The organism is Ideonella sp. P3_A4 (genome assembly GCF_056403075.1).
In genome coordinates this window covers 1-1,471 of the sequence record NZ_JBFUGE010001018.1, presented here as the reverse complement: position 1 = coordinate 1,471, position 1,471 = coordinate 1, and the positions used below count along the sequence as shown (strand labels likewise).

2 protein-coding genes are annotated in these 1,471 nt (G+C 70.7%); both read right to left on the bottom strand.

Features of this window, described 5'->3' with window-relative positions; genetic code table 11:
• On the bottom strand, positions 1-477 hold a 477-nt coding region (locus tag AC1DYI_RS35425), incomplete at its 3' end, for a hypothetical protein (protein WP_477208778.1).
• The coding region (locus AC1DYI_RS35420) for an ABC transporter substrate-binding protein (RefSeq protein WP_477208777.1) at positions 474-1,471 on the bottom strand (998 nt) is incomplete at its 5' end. The genes AC1DYI_RS35425 and AC1DYI_RS35420, both read right to left, overlap by 4 nt.

The following is a 1,471-nucleotide window of genomic DNA, read 5'->3' as shown; positions in this document are numbered from 1 at the left end:
CAGCGCGGGGTGGTCGTCCCAACCCGGCGTCAGCGGGCCCAGCAATTGCGGGTAGCGCAGTGACAACACCTCTTTGACATAGGCCTCGTCGGCCTCGCTGCGGCCCACGCGCGGCGCTTGGGTGTCGGCGATGTTGCGGCCCTGCGCATCCAGCAGGCCCACCGAGGTGGCGTTCAAAGGCTCGCGCAAGGCCACCAGCGTCAACACCCGATTGGCCCACAGGAGGTCGGCCGCACCGGGCTTTTCCAGCAGCTCGGGCAGGCCCGGCATCGCCACGTCGGCCCGCAGGTTGTCGAGGATGCGGTCGGCACGGGCGCCGAGGTCGCGCGCGGTTTCCTGCGCCAACGAGCGCAGCTCGGCGTTGCGCTCGTCTGCCGTGCGGTGCGACTCGCTCAGGTACTGCCAGCTGCTGACCAGGCCCAGCGGCAACAGCGTCACGCCAACCAAGACGCCGGCCACCAGCAACCGGGTCTTCACGGCAGCAAATCTCCGCGCAGGAAGTCGGCCGGCTCGACCGGCCGTGCCAGCATGCCCTTGTCGAGGAAGAAGGCGCTGTAGCGCGCGACCACCGGGCCCAGTGTCTGCGGCTGCCCGTCGGCCCCGAGCAGCCGGCGGTTGTCGGCCCGGCGCATCAGGCGCACACCTTTGAGCGAGACCTTGGCCACCTCGCTGTGCACGCGGGAGGCGATGCGCCGGTTGCCTTCGTCGGGGTGCTCCAGCCACCAGTCCACCGCGCGCAGCCAGGCGCCGACGAAGCGCCGCAGCTCAGGGGCACGCCGGTCGACGGTGGCGCGCGTGGCGGCCAGCACGTCCGGGATCAGCCCGGGTGTGTCGGCGCTGGAGAACAGCTTCTCGGCACCCGCCGCCTCGGCCTCGCTGACGTAGGGCTCCCAGGTGTGGCCAATGTCGACCTGGCCGGCGGACAGCAGGCGCGGCACGTCGGCCGCGTCAGCGTTCATCCATGCAATGCGCGCCGGGTCGATGCCCTGCCGGTGCAGGAACTCGCGCGCGAACAGCTCGCCGAAGCCGCCCAGGTTGGTGGCCAGCGACAGCTTGCCTTTGCCTTTCAGATCGACCCCACGACGCATCAGCAGCGCGTCGCCGCCGGCCGATTCGTCACTGACCAGAAACACTTGTACCGGCGTGCGGCCATGGGTGGCGTTGATCAGATCGCCCAGCGCCACGGCCACCACGTCAACCTGGCCGGCCGCGAAGTCGGCCATCATGCGGTCGGTGTTGGCCGGGAAGCTGATCGTCAGCTTGACCTGCGCCTCGGCCAGGTAGCCCAGTTCGTCGGCCAGCACGGCCGGGTAGTAACCGGGCCACAGGTCCATCGCCAACCGCAACGGGGCCAGCTCGACCTCGGGTGCTCGACGTTCGGAACAGGCCGGCAGGGCCAACRCCGCGACCAGACCGCCCAGCCCCGCCAGGCAGGCACGGCGACGCAGCACCCGCTCGCCTGAAGCATCGG